The organism is Nostoc sp. ChiVER01 (genome assembly GCF_034531155.1).
Classification (GTDB): Bacteria; Cyanobacteriota; Cyanobacteriia; order Cyanobacteriales; family Nostocaceae; genus Nostoc.
On sequence record NZ_JAVRBS010000002.1, the window covers coordinates 434,283 to 456,395 of the forward strand.

At 40.0% G+C, this 22,113-nt stretch carries 10 protein-coding genes; 7 read left to right on the forward strand and 3 right to left on the reverse strand.

Translation table 11 applies throughout. The annotated features are described in order from the left end of the window. Positions 1 to 21 precede the first annotated feature (21 nt). Complete coding sequence (locus tag RMY00_RS04345) at positions 22 to 5,847, reverse strand: AAA family ATPase (protein WP_322646367.1); 5,826 nt, start codon at positions 5,845 to 5,847, stop codon at positions 22 to 24. 133 nt (positions 5,848 to 5,980) lie between these two features. Then, positions 5,981 to 11,404 carry an AAA family ATPase gene (locus RMY00_RS04350; protein WP_322646368.1) on the reverse strand — a complete coding sequence of 1,808 codons (5,424 nt, stop codon included), beginning with the start codon at positions 11,402 to 11,404 and terminating at the stop codon, positions 5,981 to 5,983. A 134-nt stretch (positions 11,405 to 11,538) separates the two neighbouring features. Between RMY00_RS04350 and RMY00_RS04355 the strand changes: the two genes are divergently transcribed. The 5 genes from RMY00_RS04355 to RMY00_RS04375 all read left to right on the forward strand — a co-directional run bounded on the left by RMY00_RS04355 (position 11,539) and on the right by RMY00_RS04375 (position 17,468). Further along, entirely contained in the window at positions 11,539 to 12,177 is a 639-nt protein-coding gene (locus RMY00_RS04355) for a lysophospholipid acyltransferase family protein (protein ID WP_322646369.1), read from the forward strand. A 402-nt stretch (positions 12,178 to 12,579) separates the two neighbouring features. Then, entirely contained in the window at positions 12,580 to 13,617 is a 1,038-nt protein-coding gene (locus RMY00_RS04360) for an AI-2E family transporter (RefSeq protein ID WP_322646370.1), read from the forward strand. Positions 13,618 to 13,739: 122 nt separating this feature from the next. Beyond that, positions 13,740 to 14,036 carry a DUF2288 domain-containing protein gene (locus RMY00_RS04365; protein WP_322646421.1) on the forward strand — a complete coding sequence of 99 codons (297 nt, stop codon included), beginning with the start codon at positions 13,740 to 13,742 and terminating at the stop codon, positions 14,034 to 14,036. A gap of 192 nt (positions 14,037 to 14,228) precedes the next feature. Continuing rightward, on the forward strand, positions 14,229 to 16,676 hold the full coding sequence (locus RMY00_RS04370; RefSeq protein ID WP_322646371.1) for an endonuclease MutS2: 2,448 nt from the start codon (positions 14,229 to 14,231) through the stop codon (positions 16,674 to 16,676). Between the two features lie 141 nt (positions 16,677 to 16,817). Beyond that, on the forward strand, positions 16,818 to 17,468 hold the full coding sequence (locus RMY00_RS04375; protein WP_322646372.1) for a Uma2 family endonuclease: 651 nt from the start codon (positions 16,818 to 16,820) through the stop codon (positions 17,466 to 17,468). A 219-nt stretch (positions 17,469 to 17,687) separates the two neighbouring features. Here RMY00_RS04375 and RMY00_RS04380 read toward each other — a convergent pair whose 3' ends face one another. After that, complete coding sequence (locus RMY00_RS04380) at positions 17,688 to 18,617, reverse strand: molybdate ABC transporter substrate-binding protein (RefSeq protein WP_322646373.1); 930 nt, start codon at positions 18,615 to 18,617, stop codon at positions 17,688 to 17,690. Between the two features lie 878 nt (positions 18,618 to 19,495). Here RMY00_RS04380 and RMY00_RS04385 point away from each other — a divergent pair. Both RMY00_RS04385 and RMY00_RS04390 read left to right on the forward strand, forming a co-directional pair. Then, on the forward strand, positions 19,496 to 20,101 hold the full coding sequence (locus RMY00_RS04385; protein WP_322646374.1) for a DUF3038 domain-containing protein: 606 nt from the start codon (positions 19,496 to 19,498) through the stop codon (positions 20,099 to 20,101). A 248-nt stretch (positions 20,102 to 20,349) separates the two neighbouring features. Continuing rightward, positions 20,350 to 21,984 (forward strand): DUF4335 domain-containing protein, encoded by a 1,635-nt coding sequence (locus RMY00_RS04390; RefSeq protein WP_322646375.1) that lies wholly within the window; start codon positions 20,350 to 20,352, stop codon positions 21,982 to 21,984. The last annotated feature ends 129 nt before the right edge of the window (positions 21,985 to 22,113 follow it).

The window sequence follows — 22,113 nt, forward strand, 5'->3', positions numbered from 1 at the left end:
TGAACTGTATTGAGGTATATGCTATATAGGTAGTTGAATCACAAATTCAGTACCTTCGCCTGGTCTAGAATCTACCTTGATTGCTCCTCCATGTTTTTCTACAACGATTTGACGAACGATCGCTAATCCCAATCCCGTCCCTTTTCCCACACCTTTTGTAGTAAATAAGTAATCAAAAATCTTTTGTTTGACTTCTTCATTCATCCCCTTACCATTATCAGCAATAGCAATTTTTACGCCTTCATTTACCAAAGAGGTTTTAATTGCAATTCGGTTGGTATGGCACTTAATTTCCTCAAAACTTCTTCCCACATTTGATTCATCCAGCGCATCAATAGCATTTGCCAAAATATTCATAAATACCTGATTCAATTGTCCAGAGAAGCATTCAATTTTGGGCAATTTAGCATAATCAGTTATTACTTCAATTGCTGGACGCTGTTCATTTTCTTTGAGACGATGTTTGAGAATTAAAATCGTACTGTCGATACCTTCGTGGATATTAAATGGCACTTTGTAATCTTTATCAGCACGAGAAAAAGTTCTTAAACTAGTGCTGATATTTTTCAGGCGATCGCACGCTATCACCATTGAATCAATAATTTTTGGTAAGTCTTCTAAGGTATAATCTAAATCAATTTCTTCGGCATGTTCTTTGATTTGCTCATCGGGATTGAGAAGACTTGCTTGATATAGTTTTAAGTGTTCAACAATATCAGCAATGGTGGGTTTAGCTTGTTGGAGACTCGCAGCAATAAAGCCCAAAGGATTATTCATTTCATGGGCTACTCCAGCAACTAAATTACCCAGTGCTGACATTTTCTCACTCTGAACAATTTGTAATTGTGCTTGTTGTAAATCTGCTAAGGCTGTTCCGAGCGCTTGAGATTTTTCTATTACCCCTTCTTCAGCTTGTTTGCGATCGCTAATATTAATAGTTGTCCCAACTATGCGATAAACTTTGCCCATCTCATCTTTTAATGGACTGAGTGTGGTTAACCACCAAATTTTCTGGTGATTAAATGTGAGATATTCTTCATAGGTGACGGGTATTCCGGTTTGAAAACAATACAGATATTTTTGCTCGACTGCTGCACCTTCATCAGTACCGATTACTTCTTGCGGAGTTTTACCCAGCACTTGGGAAGCAGAGATACCAACCGCTAATTCGCACGATTTACTCCATCCTGTGTACTCAAACCTACCATTGTCTCGGATATCAGTTACAAAGATCAGACAGCCAACACCTTCGTAAATACTATTTAAGAACTTTCCGCGCTCCTGGAGATGATTATATAATTGGGCATTTTCCAAAGAAATTGCAGCTTGAGTGCAGAGGAAATTTATGATAGAAAGGCGATCGCTAGTAAATACCCCTTGCGTCAGTCGATTTTCTAAATAAAGAATTCCCACCAAACGCCCTTGATTAATAATCGGAGTACATAATACACTCTGGGGTTTTGTTCGGTGCATATATTCCCCGATTAACCCAATAATATGTGTTGTGCAATTGTCTATAACAACTGTTTGCTTGGTATTTTTGACGTAATTGATAATATTTACAGGAATATCTTGACAATTGTCTAGTAATTGTGGTTCAAGAATGGTTTGAATACCAATCTGGGAATTTGAGGTAATTGCCTTAACTTGCCAAGTATCTTCTTGGGGAAGAATTAGTGCAGCTTTTTTCGCGCCAGAGTTTTCCTGGATAATGCAGGTGAGGCTGGCAACAAGTTGATCTAATTCCAGAGAACTGGAGATAGCTTGAGCAGCTTTGAGGACAGAGGTAAAATCTAGAACATCAGAAATACTGGTGCTGCCAGCGCTAGAAGTGCTAGTGGAAGAGGAAGTCCCATGAAAAGCAATGGTTTCTGAAGAGTTGAGGTTGATTCGTTGTTGTTGCAGGATGGGTTGGAGTAGCTGGGGATAGCGTTTTTCTAGGTCTTCTATTTTGGCTTTTGCACCCCAACGAGCGTAGCAGTAGTATGCTTCTTGCATATATGCTTGGGCGACTTTTTCTTTATGCCAGCCGAGATAAAATTTGGCTGCTAATTCGTTGCTAAGTGCTTCTTCTTGGATGTAGCCATTGGCTTTGGCAAGGGAGATGGCGCGATCGTAATATTCCATCGCTTTGAGTTTGTCTCCCATTACCCGCGCTGTTTCTGCCTCAACTAAGTCATACTTATGCTGAAAATTAACAGGAGCATAGCTAGCCCAATAGTGCATGAGTTTTTGGTTGCTAACTACCTGATTTAACCAAGATTCTTGCTGATCTTGTTGGCGATCGCAGCTAGAATACTTTGCAAGTAAGCACAAAGAGTAGTAAAAGTTATGTGCCACAACTAAGAGTAGACCAAAGGCTCCATTCATATACTCGGTGGCTTTTTCTGCATTGCTTGCAGCCTCTTCATACTGGTCAAAAATATAAAGGATAGCTGTTTTAGCAAGATAGATAGCAAATAGTGACTGATGATTGTGGGTGTTGTGAAGATGCGGCAGCATTTCTTTCTCATCAAAATCAACACCAGTCAGATAATATTGGTGAGAGGATCGACCAAGTAAGTTTAAGGTGACTTGCCTCCAAACCTGGGCATAATCAAGACAATGTTTTTGTTTGAGTTTTAAAAGTAGATTAATATATTTTGTTTGCCTTTCTTCAACAGCATCTAGAGTTTCTCCAATTAAGAATAAATGCGTACACTCAGCCATCATTGAATAGCTAGCGTGTTCAATATCTCCAACTTCTAGCCCACACTGGATACTTTCTCGTAAAGCTGTGAGTGTATTTCTACCATGCTCTTTGTAAGCACAGATAAAAACACCAAAAAGCATATAAATTTTTGAACTGATTTCTTTACTCTGGTATTGTTCTAGTAGCTTTAAAGCTATTTGACTTGAGTAATAAGCAGTATCGACATCTCCGATTACAGCACAAAGAAATACACCATAACTTCCATAGGCAAAAGCAGCCAAAGATGAATGTCCCTGTTCAAGACAAAGATGCAGCTTTGTCAGTGCTACTGACGGAAACATATCCGGTTTGACATGATGAACAGGAGGTGTAATACTAATCAGCAACCGCAGTGCAGCCAGAGATTCCACATTGGTCATTTCTGGAATATTAGCTAAGTTTGTTAAAGTTGGTAGTTGAGCTAAACGATTCTCTGGTTCTACATCAGGCGATCTCAACGCAATTTTTAACTGCTCTAGTGCTTTTAACCCTGTTTCAATGGCTTTAACTTGCTGATCTTGGGCAATATAAATTTGAACTTTCAGCTCATAAGCTTTAACTTTATCCAACATCTGTGTAGTTTGCTGCAAGATCAGGTCTGTGAGTTTGATAGCCTGTTCAAAGTTGGTGTTTAAGTATTCTGCTTTTGCTGCATCTTCATACAGCCCTAGAGTAAGATTGTAATGACTTTGCCAGCTATCTGCTGTTAGCAGTTCTATTCCTAGCGTTAGATATTCAATTGCAGCAGTGTAAGCAGTGGCAGCTATAGCTTTCCGTCCAGCTAACAGATTTAACTCAGCTAGTTGATCTCGTTCTTTCTGTTGAATAATTAACCCTAACCCCAGGTTCAATTGACTAACAATTTGAAAGATTTTCTCTTCTTGTTCGCTGATAGAAATATTATTTAACAGTAGCCGACCTAGTTTTAAATGAGTCTTCTGCTTCTGAGCTTCTGGGATTAAAGAATAAGCAGCTTGTTGAACGCGATCATGTAAAAATTTATAGTTTGGAACTTGGTAATTGGAATTGAAAGGTTTTGAATCAGAATCATTTTCACTGTGTTGAAAGAATTTATAAACATCACCAGTAGTTAAAAGTAACCCTTCTTCCAAAGCTTTCCACAAATCAGCAGCCGTTTCAATTTCTGATGATTCTGAAACAATTGCCAAAGTTGATAAATCAAATTGATTGCCAATACAAGCAGCTAACTGCAAGATATTTTGAGTTGATTGTGGTAGTCTTTGCAGTTGAAATGCCATAAAGGCAATAACATCATCTGTAACTGCTTGAGTCGTCACTTGTGCAATGTCACATTCCCAAAAGCCTGACTCAAAGTTAAATTGAATCAGTTTATCTTGATGTAATGCTTTGATAAATTGTGTAGCGAAAAATGGATTACCTTGAGTTTTTTGAGATACAAGTAGGGAAAGAGGCAACGCTAAATCCTCAGAACACTTCAGTGTGTCAGCAATTAACTGATTCACTTCTCTTTGATTTAGTGGTGCTAATGTAATAGTATTAATAGTTGTTTGTGTTTTTTCAATCTCACTCAAAGTCAACATTAACGGATGTGCTTTTTCGACTTCGTTATCACGATATGCACCAATTAATAAAAGATGTCCTGTATCAGCCATTAATAACTGCATTAACTTCAGCGATGCTGAATCTGCCCATTGTAAATCATCTAAAAACATCACTAATGGATGTTCGGCAGTGGTAAAGACTTGAGTAAACTTTTGAAATATTAAATTAAATCTAATTTGTGATGCATTTCCTGATAATTCTGGAAGAGATGGTTGTTGACCAATAATTCTTTCTAATTCCGGGATGACTTCTATAATTACTTGTCCATTTTCACCCACAGCTGCTAATATTTTGCTTTTCCATTGCTGGATTTGGCTATCACTTTCTGTTAATAGTTGCTCCATGAAATCCCGAAATGCCTGTACCAATGCACTTAAGGGAATATTCCGTTGAAATTGATCAAATTTTCCTTTGATAAAATAACCACGTTGTCTAACAATCGGTTTATGGACTTCATTAATTACAACGGTTTTACCAATACCGGAAAAACCAGCTACCAGCATCATTTCTGTTGCACCCAGGCTAACTCTTTCAAATGCTTGGAGTAGCGTTTCTATTTCTGTTTCCCGTCCATAGAGTTTATCAGGAATAATGAAGCGATCGCACACATCTCGTTGGGCAATTGGGAAACTTTTAATTTCACCAGTTTCTTGGAGTTGAGATAAACATTTTTCTAAATCAAATTTCAGTCCTAATGTACTTTGATAGCGATCTTCAGCATTTTTAGCCATCAATTTCATCACGATATCTGACAAGACTTGTGGAATTTCTTCACTTTTGACTTCCCGAAGGGATGCTGGAAGTTTTGCTAAATGGCAATGTACCAATTCCATCGGATCGTTTGATTGAAACGGTAATTCTCCAGTCAATAATTCGTAAAAAGTCATACCTAATGAATACAAGTCAGTCCGATAGTCAATTCCTCGATTCATTCTTCCTGTTTGTTCAGGAGAAATATAACTAAGTGTTCCCTCCAACACATTGGGATTCATTAGTGTTTGAGTTTCCCGTGGTAGTAAGGATGCAATACTAAAGTCAATTAATTTAACTTGTTTAGTTTCGGAATTAATTAGAATATTGGCAGGTTTAATATCTTTATGAATAATGCGCGAGCGGTATAGTATATCTAAGGCGTTGCAAAGTGTGATTGCTATCTGTAAAAACTCCATCAGTGATTCTACGCTTCCCCCCACTCCCCACTCCCTTGTACAGACGCGATTAATCGCGTCTCTCCCTACTCCCCATTCTTTAAGAGAAATCCCCCCAAAGTCTTCCATTACCAACGCATAGCCATTTTGATAAGGTTCCAGGCTATAAGTTTGGATGATTAGAGGTGAGTTAAGATTTTTGGCAATGGTGTACTGATTGCGAAACTGTACCAGTTCGATAAAACTGGGATAAGGATTTTTCAGCAGTTTAATTACCACAGGTAAAGAATCATCTCGATACCCGCGATAAACTATCGTTCTGGAACCATTGTAAAGTTCTTCACTGATGCGATATCCGGGAATACTGACAAGAGTGCTATCCATACTGCTAAATCTTTAATACTTATAGATTTAGTGTTCCCAGAATCTATGAAATTGTTTATAAACAAGAGGAAAATTTTAGACAGTTGCAATTTTGCTCATAAATTCTGTTCCTTCTCTTTCCACCTTTCCACCTTCATCCTCCAACAGGTAGGATAATCTCAAATTCCGTCCCCTGTCCTAATTTAGAAACAAAATTAATTTGTCCGCCATGAGTTGAAATAATGGAGTAGGCTACTGCTAATCCTAATCCCGTTCCTTTACCGACAGCTTTTGTAGTGAAGAAGGGATCAAATATTCGTTTTCGGATTTCATCAGGAATTCCAATACCATTATCAGCAATGCGAATACTCGCACTCTTAGTTAAAGAATTGCTTAATTCGGTATGTATTTTAATAGTACGAGTTGTTATTTTGACTTCATTTAAAGCATCAATGGCATTATTCAAAATATTCATAATTACCTGATTGATTTGTTTGGCGTGACAATTCACTTGTGGAAGATCAGCATAATTTTTGATAATTTCAATTTCACTGAGTCGATGTTGTAGAATTAATAGCGTATTCTCAATACCCTCATGAATATTGACGGCTTTGATATCTGCTTCATCTAGTCGGGCAAAATTCCGCAGAGATAAGACAATATTCTGAATCCTTTGACTACCTTGCTGTATTGAAGCCAGCAGATTTGGTACGTCTTGAATTGCGTAATTTAAATCTTTATCATTAAGATAAGCTTGAATTTTGGTAGTAGGTTGTGGATATTGCTGTTGATAGAGATTAATACCCTCTAGTAAATCTTGAAAATACTCTTTTAAATATGTAATATTACCGTAAATAAAGTTAATTGGGTTATTTATTTCATGGGCAATTCCAGCTACCATTTGCCCTAAACTCGACATTTTTTCAGCATGAATCAATTGAGTTTGGGTTTGTTGTAATTCCTGGAGAGTACGGGATAATTGCTGATTTTTGTGATGAAGTTCTTGGGTGCGCTGTTCTACTTTTTGCTCTAAGGTGTTGTAGAGTAAGGCGTTTTCTAGAGAAATTGCCGCTTGACTGGTTAATAATTCTAGTATATCTAAGCGATCGCCTACAAATGCACCCATTGTTATCTGATTTTCTAAGTACAAAATTCCCAGTAACTGCCCCTGATTCCGAATTGGCATACACAGCGCACTTTTGGGTTGATGCTGGCGCATATATTCCCCAATCACATTAGGTAAATGGGTTTTGAGATCGTCAATCAAAACTGTTTCTAGAGTGTTTTTCACATACTGAATTAGTTTGATTGGAATACCAGGATGATTATCTAAAAGTGCTGTTTGCAACATAGTACCTTCTAAGGTGGCGATCGCTCGCACTTCCCATAAGCCATTTTGAAAGAGAATTAACGCACACCGATCAGCACCAGCATTTTCGAGAATAATCTGAGTTAGCTTCTCGATTAGCTCATCTAAGTGAATTGCGGTAGAGATTGCCTGGGAGGCTTTAAAGACAGAGCCAAAGTCTAGCACCGAATTGCTGCTGGAGGAACTTGAGATATGGATTGAAGAATGAATATTATTAAATGCAACATTGTTACTCAGTGTTTCTTGCAAGTTAAGTTTGAGATTTTTTTGTTGCAGAATGGGCCGCAGAAGTTCTGGGTAGCGTTGTTCTAAGTCATCTACTTTGCTTTTGGCTCCCCAACTGGTATAGCAGTAGTAAGCTTCTTGCATATAGACCTGGGCAATTTTTTCTTTGCCCCAATCAAGGTAGAATTTAGCAGCCAGTTCATTGCTAAGTGCTGCTTCTTGGATGTAGCCATTTTCTCTAGCAAGAGAAATAGCGCGATCGTAAAATTCAATTGCTGCGGTTTTTTGTCCTAGTATCCGACACCTTTCTGCCTCCACCAACTCGAATCGATGCTGATGATTCATGGGTGCATAATTTGCCCATTGTTGCATGGTGTCTTGATTTTCTGCTACTTGTTGTAAAGTCCTCTGTTGTTCTACAGGTGACGACGTAGGAAATAAAGCCAGTTGCAACAGCGAATCATAAAGGTTCAGCACTGGAGTGTTTACCATTGCATATCCTGAACCAGAATATTGTTTAGCTTTGAGGGCATATTCCACCGCCAAATCTAGTTTTTGAAACAGATAACAAAGAATTAATTTATTAACAAAAATATGCCATAAAGCAGTGCCATCATTAGTTTGTTCATGTAAAGTCAGCATTGACCTTTCATCATAAACTGTACCAACTAATTCCCAAGGGGTGGTTTTTGACTCAATTAAATTCAAGACTACTTGGTGATAAATATTGTTATAGTTGAGTGCGATTTTTTGGTTAATTTTTTCTATTGCTGCCCCATAAATCTCTAATTCTTTAGCTAGTTTGGTTAGTTCTTGACCGGCGATGTAACCTTGGAAGCAATAAATGTAGGCAGCATAACCAGCATACGCTAAATCCCCAGTATCTAGCCCAATGGCATAAGCTTGTAATAATGGTTTGAGGGTTGTTATTACATGCTCTTTCCAGTGAGTAACAAAATGATGAACTACTAAAACAACTCTTGCTTGGTATTCCTGATTTTGAAATTTGGACAGCAGTTGCAACGCTAACTTACCCAATTCGTAACCTGTTGGGATACTATTTGGTTGACCGCAAAGCATGAGTGCATAAACTGAGTAAGTAAAGGCAGAACCGGAAGTATTTCCGTATTTTATAGAAAGAGCAACTTCTTTCAGCGCTAATAAGCGATGGAGTTCAGGTTTTGCTAGATAAGCAGGAGTAGTTACTTTAACTAAGACACGCAAGGCTGCACGTAATTCCAGATTCTCTATCTCTGGCAAATCAACTAATTCAGCAATTGTTTTGCCACTCAAGGTAGCTTGAGTCTCTTGCAAAGCGAGAACAAAATCCTCATCTGTTGGTTCTTTGGGAAACTCAATACCAATCGGCTGCAAAAATTGCATAGCTGTATCGATCGCTGCCAATAATTTTCCTTGGACTGTGTAAGCTTCAATTTTTACTTCACATACATTGGCTGTATCTGTGACAGCTTTGGCGTTTTGTAAAATTTCCTGGGCAAAATTTTCCATTGCGTCAATTTCACCGCACAGATAACTAGCTTCGGTTGCTTCGTTATACAGGCTTAAAGTTAAATTGTAGTTAGATTCCCAAGGGTTAAATGGTAGCAATCGGATACCTATTTTCAAATATGCAATTGCTGAACTGTATGCAGTTGAGGCTTTTGCTTTTTTCCCAGCCATGAGATTTAACTGTGCGAGTTCATGGCGTTCTTGAGGTTGATAGAAATGTTCAAGCCCAATATTTAGCTGATTAGCGATCGCAAAAATTCGATCTTCTAGTTCAGCTTTCGGGGTATTTTGCCACAGCAGGCGGCCAATTTTGATATGGGTTATCTGTTTGCAATCTTCAGGAATCAGTGAGTAAGCAGCTTGTTGGACGCGATCATGCAGGAATTTATATGCTATGGCATGAGCTATTTCCTGATTATCAGCTTGATTTTCTTGGTCTACATAAAACTTATAAACTTCACTTTGTGGTATAACCAAACCTTCCTGTAATGCTTTCCATAATGCGGCGGCGGTTTCGGTTTGGGATTGTTGATAAACAATCGCCAAGGTATGTAAATCAAACTGATTACCAATACAAGCCGCCAGTTTTAAAACCTCCTGAGTTGCTGGTGTTAATTTCTGCAACTGTTGTGCCATAAACTCCACCACATCATCTGTCAGCGCCAATTGCTTGATTTGGGCAATATTACATTCCCAATACCCGCTTTGAAAATTGAATTGAATATAATTATCCTGATGCAGTGCCTTAAGAAACTGAGTAGTAAAAAAGGGATTTCCTTTGGTTTTTTGATACATCAATTGCGTTAATGGCTGTGCTAATTCCAGTTGACAATTAAGGGCATCTGCTAACAACTGATTTACACTTACTCGACACAGTGGGCTGAGGATAATGTTGTTAATGACGGCTCCCGCATTGCCTATTTCATCTAATGTCAACATTAAAGGATGTGCTGGAAAGACCTCATTATCTCGGTATGCCCCAAGTAGCAACAAGTAGCCTGTCTGGGATTGATCCATGAGTAGCTGCATCAGCTTCAGTGATGCCGAATCTGCCCACTGCAAGTCATCCAAAAATATCACTAAGGGATGTTCTAGTACCGTGAAAACTTGAATAAATCTCTGGAACAGCAGATTGAAGCGATTTTGAGCAGCCATTCCAGATAATTCTACAGCCGGAGGTTGGGAACCAATAATTAGTTCAAGTTCTGGGATAACCTCAATAATAACTTGGGCATTTTCACCCAAAGCTGTGATAATTTTCTCCTGCCACAGCTGCAAATTAGTATCAGTTTCACTCAATAGTTGCCCCGTTAAATCTCGGAAGGCTTGCACAAATGCACTAAAGGGAATATTACGATTAAATTGGTCATATTTACCTTTGATAAAACAACCACGTTGCCTAACAATCGGTTTATGAACTTCATTGATAACCGCAGTTTTCCCAATCCCTGAAAAGCCAGCAACTAACATCATTTCTGTTGTCCCTTGGCTGACTCTTTCAAATGCTTGCAATAGGGTTTCTACTTCGGGTTCTCTGCCATATAATTTATCAGGAATAATAAAGCGATCGCAAATATCTTGTTGTCCAATTGGGAAGCTCTCAATTTTCCCTGTTTCTTTCAGTTGATCCAAGCACTTTTCTAAATCATACTTCAATCCTAAAGCACTCTGATAGCGATCTTCAAGATTTTTTGCCATCAGTTTGCTAACAATTTCTGAGAATATAAATGGGATTTCAGAATTAATATCATGTATTAAAGGCGCTTTTTTTGCAATATGACAATGTACTATTTCCATTGCATCCTCTGACTGAAATGGTAATTTTCCAGCCAGTAATTCATAAAAAGTTACGCCCAAAGAATAAAAATCTGTGCGGTAGTCAATCCCTCGATTCATTCTTCCGGTTTGTTCTGGCGAAATATAAGCCAGTGTTCCTTCTAACACATTGGGGCTAATTAAGGTTTGAGTTTCTCGTGGCAGTAAAGATGCAATACTAAAGTCAATTAATTTAACTTGTTTAGTTTCTGGATTAATTAAAATATTGGCAGGTTTAATATCTTTATGAATAATGCGCGAGTGATAGAGTATATCTAAGGTATTAGATAGCGCGATCGCAATTTGTAAAAACTCTATCAAAGCTTCTACGCTCCCCCCCACTCCCCACTCCCTACTGCCTACTCCCCATTCTTTAAGAGAAATCCCTCCAAAATCTTCCATTACCAACACATAACCATTTTGGTATTGTTCTAGGCTATAAGTTTGGATAATTAAGGGTGAGTTAAGATTTTTAGCTATGGTGTACTGATTGCGAAACCATAAGAGTTCATTAAAACTCGGATAAGGATTTTTTAGGAGTTTAATCACTACTGGTAATGAGTCAATCTCTCGGTATCCCCGATATACCAACGTTCTGGAACCATTGTAAATTTCTTCACTGATGCAATATCCGGGAATACTGACTGTAGTATTATTCATACTGCTAAATACTCATATTTTCTGGAGTTAGTATTCCCAAATGGATGAAGCAATTCATCTCCACAGCTTTTTGGCGTTTGCTCTGGGCCTTGCGATCGCGTATGCTAAATTCAGTCTGATTTGAATTATCTTCTGTGGACAGAAACCGCGAACCGTTTATCAGTCTGGCACTTTACCACGCCTTTAAATGGTCGGTCGTCAGCCCCATGCTTCACGCTTACTTTCGGGGCCAGATTTATGGTACGGAGAATGTCCCCCAATCAGGGCCGTTATTGATAGTGAGTAATCACGCTAGTTATTTTGACCCGCCAATTGTCTCTAACTGTGTACGTCGTCCAGTAGCGTACATGGCGAAAGAAGAGTTATTTAAGATCCCAGTTTTGGCGCAAGCGATTAAATTGTATGGTGCTTATCCGGTGAGTCGAGGAAGTGCCGATCGCAATGCCATCCGTTCCGCCCTAGAATATCTCAATAACGGTTGGGCTGTCGGTGTTTTCTTGCAAGGGACTCGCACCCCAGATGGTCGAATTACAGACCCCAAAAGAGGCGCACTGCTGCTAGCGGCGAAAGCAAAAGCCCCAATATTACCCGTGAGTGTCTGGGGTACTGAAGAGATTTTACAAAAAGGATCGTCCCTACCTCGCCCAGTTCCCATCACTGTAAGAATTGGTAACTTGATTGATGCTCCTAGTTCCAGTAATAAAGAAGAATTAGAAGCCCTAACACAAAAGTGTACCAAAGTAATAAATGAGATGCATGATTTAGGAAGATAAGTTAGACAAGCTTAGATGTATGCTTTAGGGAGGTAGCGATCGCTATTGAGTTTCTCTAATCTTAAAATCAATTCACTCTAGTAATCATCTAAAGAAGGCAGAAGGCAGAGGGCAGAGGGCAGAAGGACTGCAATGCAGTGCAGGCTTCAGACCTACACTGATTGCAAGACACCAAATTGAAAATTTTGGTGTGGGGCTTAAACCCTTACTCCTTTCAGTCGTGAGCTTCTTGGCAGGAATCAAAATTCCCTTCTGCCTTCTGCCTCCTGCCCTCTGCCTTTCTTGCTAAAGAACTTCCAACAAATACATCATCCATCTCACAGAGTGGGCAAATTCCCCATGCTACACAACTAGTTTTTTTCGTCTGAATTACGAATTACGAATTACGAATTACGAATTATTATGAGCGGCTTTGAAGCCAAAAATTTTTGGGATCGATTAAATAATCTGGCGTTAGTCCGCTTTTTACTTTTAGTTGCTTCTGGCTGGGCAATTGTACAACTTTTAGCTTATTTTGAAACAGTCATTGTTATTTTTACATTTGCTGCAATTTTGGCTTTTTTACTTAGTTATCCTGTACAATGGCTGCGACATTTTTTGCCCCACGGCGTAGCTGTTGGTGTCGTTTTCTTGTTTAGCATTGTGATTATTGGCAGTCTGATAATTACCGTCGGCTTAACGGTTTTATCTCAAGGACAACAATTAATTGACAGTATAACTGGCTTTGTAAATTCTTTAATACCTCTATTGGAGCAACTAGAAGGGCTTTTGCGAAGTCGGAATTTGCAGATAAATTTAAGTTTTATTCAAGAACAATTGCGAAACCAAGCCATATCTAGCCTTGTAACTAGCTTGGCTGTTTTACAAGGATTCATGACGAACTTCTTGACATTTATATTGATTGCAGTTGTAGCTTTCTTCATGTTACTGGATGGAGACAAGTTGTGGAACTTTACCATAAAAATAATCCCAAAACAGCGCCGCAATAGATTTACAATTATAATCAGACGCTCTTTTCTCGGATTTTTTAGAGGTCAGTTATTATTAAGTGCGTTTCTCACAAGTACGACTTTTTTAGTTTTTTTAATATTAAAAGTACCTTTTGCTTTGATATTATCAGTAATAGTCGGAGTTCTTGATATAATTCCTGGTATAGGAGCGACATTAGGAGTAAGTGCAGTTACTTTAGTTGTGTTGTCTCAAGGTGTTTGGTTAGCAGTGAAAGTCTTAATAGCTTGTATTGTCCTCCAGCAGATACAAGACAACTTGATTGCACCTCGAATTATGCAAGATACGCTAAATCTTAATCCTGTAGTAGTATTCTTTGCTTTGCTAGTAGGCGCTAAAGTAGCAGGTTTACTAGGAGTTTTTATATCTATTCCCATCGCTGGAGTCATCGTATCTTTATTTGAAATTGATGAAATGAAATCAGAGGTTTAGAAGGGCGGTGAATTGCGTACAAGAGAGACGCGATTCATCGCGTCTGTACAAAAAATATGCGATTTATCGCGTCTGTAGTAATTAATGTAAAATAGTTTATAAGCAATACAAATTAAGGAATGATGTCGGATTTAAGAGCAGAATTGACAGAAATTTTGGATGAGGCAGAGTGGGAGTGGCTAATTCCTCATGTGCAAAGAGATGCAGTAATTTTAGTGGCGCTTGAGTTAAACTTAGTGGATGTTGGAGTAGCGATCGCTAGTGATAATATCCCATCAGTGGAACAGTGGATTGATAAACAATTGATTGCCAAACCCACCGTAGTACAGGTGGGAGAATGGAATGGCGATCGCACTAAACGATTTAACACTCTCATCGTTCAGCCTTACGTTCTGGTGCAAGAAATAATTGCTGCTTAATTAGTTTTTGTGGCATTTTGTTCGGAGTTAGAGTAAATAAAATATTGATGTAGCATAAAATACATCAATGTATTAAGAAGTAGAGAGCGAATATACTTCTCGACTATTGACTAAAGCAAAATTTTCTTCTTTAAAGTTTAGCCATCTAGGGGCTAGAATTGTTACGATAATTTCAGATTAGATATTGAAACCTTGATCCAATCTGAAACCTTAGAACTATTAGAATGGCATCGCCTCTGCCAGCACCTTGCCACCTTTGCGGCAACTAAGCTGGGGGCGACAGCTGCGCGTCATCTGAAAATACCTGATTCTCAGATCCAAAGCGAAGAGTTATTAGAGCAAACCAAAGAAGTCTACCAGCTGGAAACTCGCCTGACCACGGGACTGTCATTTGAGGGAATTCAAGATATTGGCGATTCTCTAGAACGGGCAGAACGTAGTGGAGTTTTGGCAGGGGATGAATTGTTAGCGATCGCTACTACCCTCTCTGGTGCGAGAAATTTGCGCCGTGTCATTGACAATCAGGAAGATTTGCCGATTTTGACTGATTTGGTTGCCGATTTGCGGACTTATCCAGAACTAGAGCAAGAAATTCACCGATGTATTGATGAACGGGCCCAGGTAACTGACCGCGCGAGTCAAAAACTGGGAGAAATTCGCACAGATTTACGGCGAGTACGCAGCCAAATTACCCAAAAGCTGCAAAATATCTTACAAGCAAAATCTGGAGCAGTTCAAGAACAGCTAATTACGCAACGAGGCGATCGCTTTGTCATCCCCGTAAAAGCACCCCAAAAAGATGCCATCCCCGGTATTGTCCACGATACCTCTACTAGCGGTGCTACCTTATACGTGGAACCGAATTCAGTAGTGCCTTTGGGCAACCAACTGCGGCAGATAATTAGAAGAGAGCAAGCCGAAGAAGAAGCTATTCGCCGTGCTTTGACAGAACAAGTAGCCGCAGTCAAACCAGATTTAGAGAGATTATTAGCGATCGCCACCACTTTAGATTTGGCAACCGCTAGATCGCGGTATAGCTACTGGCTAGGAGCAAATCCCCCGCGATTTATCCAGCGTGAAGATAATGAAATCATTACCTTGCGGAATCTACGACATCCTCTGTTAGTGTGGCAACAACAGCACGAACAAGGGCAACCAGTAGTACCTGTAGATTTGTTGATAAACCCGCTAATTCGGGTAGTGACAATTACCGGGCCAAACACTGGCGGTAAAACTGTAACCTTAAAAACTTTGGGATTAGCCGCATTAATGGCCAAAGTGGGTTTATTTGTCCCCGCCCGCGAACCAGTAGAAATACCTTGGTTTGATAAAGTGCTGGCAGATATTGGCGATGAACAATCTTTACAGCAAAGTTTATCCACATTTTCAGGACACATCCGCCGAATTAGTCGGATTTTAGAAGCATTAGGGAATCGGGAATCGGGAATCGGGAATCGGGAAGAAGAGAATCTAGAAATCCCCACTCCCCACTCCCCACTCTCCACTCCCCAATCACTCGTTTTACTCGATGAAGTCGGCGCAGGAACCGATCCAGTTGAAGGTAGTGCCTTAGCGATCGCCTTGTTGCAATATTTAGCTAACCATGCCCAGCTAACGATCGCCACCACTCACTTCGGGGAATTAAAAGCCCTGAAATACGAAGATGAGCGCTTTGAAAATGCCTCTGTTGAATTTGACGAAAGTACTCTCTCGCCTACTTACCGTTTGTTGTGGGGCATACCTGGACGTTCTAACGCCTTAACTATTGCCCTCCGCTTGGGATTAAAACCAGAAGTGGTAGAACAGGCAAAAACTCAAGTTGGAGAAGCCACAGATGAAGTTAACCAGGTGATTGCTGGTTTAGAAGCACAACGCCGTCGCCAAGAAACCAAAGCAGCCGAAGCCCAAAGTTTGTTGCAGCAAGCGGAACGTTTATACAAAGAAGTATCCGCAAAAGCTGCAAGTTTGGAAGAAAGGGAAAGCAGTTTGCGGGCTTCACAGGAAATAGCAGTCCAACAAGCGATCGCTCAAGCAAAAGGTGAAATTGCCCAAGTGATTCGTCGTTTGCAGAAAGGTACGCCCACAGCCCAAGAGGCGCAGCAAGCAACCAATGCTTTGAATCAAATTAGCCAACAATATCAGCCAGCAACGCCAGCAAAACCAAAAGCTGGATTTATGCCCAAAGTAGGCGATCGCGTCCGCATTCCAAAACTGGGACAGATCGCGGATGTGATCACTGCCCCCGATGAAGATGGGGAGTTAAGCGTTCGGTTTGGGCTAATGAAGATGAATGTGAAGTTGCAAGACGTAGAATCTCTAGATGGTCAAAAACCCGAAGCGATCGTCAAACCCAAACCAGCCCCAGCAGCAGTAACCCCGCCACCGCAAAGTGTCCCAGAAATTCGGACTTCCCAAAATACCATCGATTTGCGTGGTAAACGGGTAGCTGATGCCGAATACATTTTAGATAAAGCCATCTCAGAAGCTACAGGCCCAGTCTGGATTATTCACGGGTACGGCACTGGAAAACTGCGACAAGGAGTTCACACCTTTTTGCAACAGCATCCCAGAGTTAACAACTACGAACCAGCAGAACAAGCAGATGGTGGCACTGGTGTTACCGTTGCTCACATAAAATAAAGGCAGGAAATTCGATATAGCAGTCCTAAATCATTCGTGAAAATTATATCTCTCTTTCTTCTTTCTTTGCTTTGCGTCCTTAGCGTCCTTGGCGGTTCGTTTCCTAATCTATATTTTTCACAACTCAAATAGGATTGCTATATGTTACTTGAACTCAATCAACTAATTGTTAAAGCCGGTCATCAGTTATTGATTAAACATATCTCCTGGCCGGCATACAAACGAATTTTAGCAGAATTAGGAGACAATCGCAGTTCGCGCATAGGTTACAGTCAAGGGATGCTGGAAATAATGGCTCCATTGCCAGAACATGAAGTAGCTAAAGTTATTATTGGGGACTTGGTAAAAGTTTTATTAGAAGAACTCGATTTAGAATTTTGGAGTTTAGGTTCTACAACTTTTGATAAGGAAAGTATGGATGCCGGGGTAGAACCAGATGATTGTTTCTATATCCAAAATGAAGCTAGAGTTAGGGGCAAAGATAGAATAAATTTAGAAATTGACCCGCCTCCAGATTTGGCTATTGAAATTGATATTACCTCCCGCACTCGTTTCAATAATTATCAAGATTTGAGAGTACCAGAATTGTGGCGATGGAATGGAAGAAAACTGGAAATCAACGTACTGTTCAATGGTAAATATTTAGAATCAAATACCAGTTCTATTTTCCCCAATTTACCAATTCAGCAAGTAATTCCCGAATATTTGATGCTGAGTAAAACCAATGGCAGAAATACAACAATGAAAGGATTTCGTGCGTGGATAAGGCAGAAAATTAGTAGTCCGATTTAGTTCAAATTGTTAGAATTAGCTACTCCAAAAGATTGTGGATAGTAGTATAAATGAAGATAATGTAAGACTCGATGAAATTCCTGCTATCAGACCTATACTCGCCTTGGTTATTTATTTTTCCAGAGAGACAACGCAAGATATAGAGCTTGTTCATATTTTGCTTATTGAATGTATTGTTGAATTGATTTGAATCAGAATAAGACAATATTAGTAACTTTTCTACTTATGGTAGTCTAATTTAATTAATTGCTTTTTGTTCAAGATGAAAACTACACCTATAGCTAGTAAAATTCCACCCGCGCCCTGATGTTCGGGAACAGAAGTAGAGGGTGCGGTAAATCCATACTTGGCTAAAATTTCTTGACCTTCTGGTGACAGGATATATTCAGCTAATTTTTCACCATCAGGCTCGGCGTTCTTCAGTGTAGCCAATCCATAATTAGCTTTCGTTGCTAAATAGTCGGGTAATTCTACTATTTGCAGATTTTCACCACCTTCTATGGCTTGGGCAGTCTTCCCACTGGTGTAATAAGATAAAAAGATATCTGCCTGCTTTGTTTCTTCTAAAAAGTAGATTAAATTATTTTTGCCATTAGGAACTATAGGAGCATTAGGATTACCACCTACTAATTGCAAAGCTTTATTCTTTAGAATTTGAGAACTACCAGGTTTAACCTGATTAGTCTTATCAAATATCTGCCATGCATAGTCACCAGATGGATCTGCTATGGGGGTAGAGGTTCCCACCTTGATGTCGGGTTTTAGCAAAAAATCCAACAAATTATCTGATGTGATCCCAAGTTCTGATCTGACAACAGCAGTCATGCGATTGCTAGTGAAGTTCACTACAGGTTCACTTAAACCTTCTTCAAACAATTTCTGAGGATTCTCAATATCTGCACTAGCAAAAACATCTGCGGATTTTCCAGTTTCGGAGAATTCTTGTTCTATAAATTCTCGTGTTAACCCAGACGGGCCAAATCGCGTTTCTACTGGAATCCCATATTTATCGTTAAAAGATTCAGCTACTTCTGTGAGGCTATCGCGCAAACTACCAGCACCGTATAGCTTAACCGCCAATGCCTGAGTTGGTATAATTACACCGACAGCACAAGCTATCAGTGAAAAGGCAAAAAAATGCTTTTTCATATTTGTTATATTGCGTTACTATTCTTACCAGTGAATTATCTGTAACCCATACTGAAGAATGGGTTTTGGTAAATGTCTAAACTATTACCTTTGCCCATTAAGTTTACAAATGAGTTCTGATATGTGCGTGGTTCGCGGTTAGAGCTATAGTACCAACTAAGTTGGAATAAATCAATCGCCCAACATCTTCAAACGCTGACTTTATTAAATTTTTAAATTTGTCATCGGTTACATAGAGACATCAATCGTCCTGATGTTACTTAATCTGTCTTGAAATAACAGGCTACACCCAAGCGAGACTGGGGTGGAGTTCGGATAAGTTTTTGAGGCAGGGGAGGCAGTTGAGAAAACAGGGTTATTATTCAGTAATTCTTTTCTCAAGAACAGCTTCTCTTCTCTCCCGCCCAAGAACAGCCTGCTTTAACCAAGAAATTGCTTGACCAAACCGTATTGAGATCGTGTTCAGCAGTAAGAAGCACCTTTAGCAAATAGACAAAAAATTTGTATAGTAATTATGTATACATGAAGACCAAATAATAAACATCGATAAATTTCAAAATTTACAGCCATAAAGAAATTAGGAGGTATTCTACACAATTACTTTGCAATAATTAGCGGTTAGCATTCAGAACAATAGTTTATTTATACTCTTGTACGGAACTTGTAGCGAAAGTCGGGTAAACCTTAACTAGAATTGATACTTTTCTACTTTGTCGAAAATAAATTTTCATCTAGAGTAGGACAAAGATACCTGCTGTTTACCACATAAAAAAGCTAGATTAAGCCTCTGGCTCATAGCTATGGGAAACCAAGCTTGATTCTTAAGAGTCTGGTTTCAAAATGGGTAACAGCAACATCCTCTATCAGCTTGATCACCTATGCTAAAAGTTATGCACTCGGCCGCCAACTCAGCCACTCCGAATTCCCAGTGGGAGGATTTAATCAAGCTTCCAGCCCCAAATACAGTTCAATGGGACAATATCAAAACCCAATTAGACTTAGTGCTGTTGGCGCTAGAAACCTTAACTGGGATTGGTTCAGAGGCTATGCTTTCGGCGGCAACTGATCTGAATTTAGAGTCAAGAGTGCCAGACCGCGTAGCTTTATGGCGACTGCGCCAATCAAATCCGCTACGCAAAGGTCAAGGAGGGCGAAAAAAGTTAGATGTGGAAGAAGCGCGATCGCTTGTTCTGATCATCTGCTACTTAGCCAAACAGCACCAGGAATTGATTCGCCGCGCTGTCGGACTGTTGGAACAAATGGCAGGAAATAACCGGGAACCTCACCAGGCTGCTTTACTTGGAGATTATATTGATGCTTTTTGCAACACCTACCAAGAGCGGATGGAAGAGGATGAGAAAATCTCAACGGATTTACTAACTAACCTGGCCCTAAAACTGCTTGTAGATTTACTTTTTTACAGTGCTCCTGGTGGGCATCGTCGTCTCTGGCTAGCACTTTTAGACCGTTCTACAAAATTTTAGATTTTAGATTTGAAATTCCTCAACCAAATTTGCTCATGAAAGTTTGCTAGATAAGGATTCCCTTTTAATGATTGTTAGTACTTGGGCAATGCATTATCAGCACTGCTTCTTCTTTGCACATCAGTTTGCATAACAAAAGAAACCTAACAAAATTCTGAGTGGAAGAATCTGCCTTTTCAACTTTTCTTTGCAAGCAACTGGCTCAACTTTTTGCAAAATCCCAAATAGTCTTCTTCGCAGTTCCTGCCATGCCTCTATCAAATTCTGTCATTCGTTGCTATACACCCCCTACTTGCACGCTAGAAGTATTCGCGCAAAGCTCACCTCTGTCGCGTTGGATGGGCAAAACTGTCCTCAAGCACCTGAGCTTTGAGCTTCGTTTTGATGATCCCAGACTACCAGAAGAACATAGAGTTCCAATTCGGGGCGATCGCGATCAACTTGAAGCTTTATGTGATGCAGTCACAAGCTACGTACAGCAATTCCTCCAACAGTCTCCAGAAAGCTTTTGCCTAAGTTTCTCCGACACCCAGGAGTCAAGCACAGCATTAGGCGAGTCGGAATCAAAGTCCTCTACAAAAACATTAAATTCTTTTAGTACCCAGATTCCTGGGGGAAATATCCGCTTAGAACCAAGCAGCCATCTAACTCACAACTTATTTCTCGGTTCTCTCGCCAACCAATCATCCGGCCCCGTAATTAAACTCAGTCTGCTACAACTATTTGATTTGGCCAGTGCTTTAGATGAGTACTCAACTGATGTCATGGCACTCCCAACTCTCAAAAGCACTACGACTTTGAGGTTCCCTACTTGGGCCCCTGTTGCCGCAGTATTAGTATTAGGTGTAGGTTTATTACCACTTACTTGGCAATATGCTAACAACCTTAGGGAAAAGCAACAGCAGACAGCTAAAACCTCAGATCCAGCAGCAGTAAAGGCTGCTTTAGAAACTTCACCCTCACTAAACTTTCCTACGCCTCAACCTGGACTTAGCAATCCATCAGATAATTTGCTCGGTTCTACCCCTCCACTTTCCACATCAACTTTACCCCAAGCACCTCTAACAGCCCCTAGTTCTACTTTTTCTACAGCGCCACCTCTAAATGCACTGACAATACCTCAAGGCAAGACTTCGACCCTTTCCAATAATGGGGCGATGCCTCCGGCGAGCTTCTCTACGAAACGCTCCGCGAACGCTAATGCACCATCCAGCAAAATCCCAGGTCAGGAAATTGCTATATTACCAAATCTTGCACAAAACCCTACAGCGTCAACTACCCAACCTGGCGCTCTTCCTAAGCTGCGGGATTTGCCACCCAGACTATCTTCTAACACAAGCAGCTTACCAACTAATATCTCACCAGTTGTCCCCCCATCTCTTGACACCATACCTAATAGTGGCAATACTCCTACCCAACCCTCCTCACTAAACTCACAACAGCTAGAGGAAAGAATTAATTCCCTACAGCAACCTTCTCCTGGAGAAAAACCTGCTTCACAACCTTCCTCCTCTAGAACTGCGGATAATAATCCCTTTATCGATCAATTAGGGAACGAACGCCAAAGTCCTAAATCTACACAAGTAGCTACTGGCACATTATTTGATACACCTCAAGTAGCAGAAGCTAGAGAATACTTAAAAAAACGTTGGCAACCACCCACAGGACTAGGACAAACATTAGAGTACAGTTTGATAGTCAGTGTTGACGGCACAATTGAGCGAATTATTCCTCTCAATAAGTCAGCAAGAGACTTTGTTGATAGCGCTGGGATGCCTGAAGTTGGGAAACCTTTTGTTTCTGCCAACAAACGCGGACAAAATGTCAAAATTCGAGTTGTTCTCACTCCTGATGGCAAGGTAAAGACTTTTCCAGATGAATAAAAGTAAATTAATCAGTTTAACCTGAGATATTTCACTAGTCATAACAACCGTCTAATAATGAATTACTCTTGCTTATAGCTAAAGTTGTCTTTAGACGACTAGAAACGCTTTGAGTCCACTTGAGTGGAC